Annotated in this window: 1 protein-coding gene; it reads left to right on the plus strand. The window is 49.6% G+C overall.

What is annotated here, in order from left to right; genetic code table 11:
* A partial coding sequence (locus SB756_RS35580; RefSeq protein WP_410913947.1) for a phospholipase A occupies nt 1-234 on the plus strand: 234 nt, incomplete at both ends.

Consider the following 234-nt stretch of genomic DNA (forward strand, 5'->3'; position numbering starts at 1 on the left):
TGGTGGGGAATACGGACGATAACCCGGACATCACCAAATATATGGGCTATTACCAGCTTAAAATCGGCTATCACCTCGGTGATGCGGTACTGAGCGCGAAAGGGCAGTACAACTGGAACACCGGTTACGGTGGTGCGGAGTTAGGCTTAAGTTACCCGATCACCAAACATGTGCGCCTTTATACTCAGGTTTACAGTGGTTACGGCGAATCGCTCATCGACTATAACTTCAACC

Source organism: Pseudomonas sp. SIMBA_068, from assembly GCF_046534705.1.
Lineage (GTDB): Bacteria > Pseudomonadota > Gammaproteobacteria > Pseudomonadales > Pseudomonadaceae > Aquipseudomonas > Aquipseudomonas putida.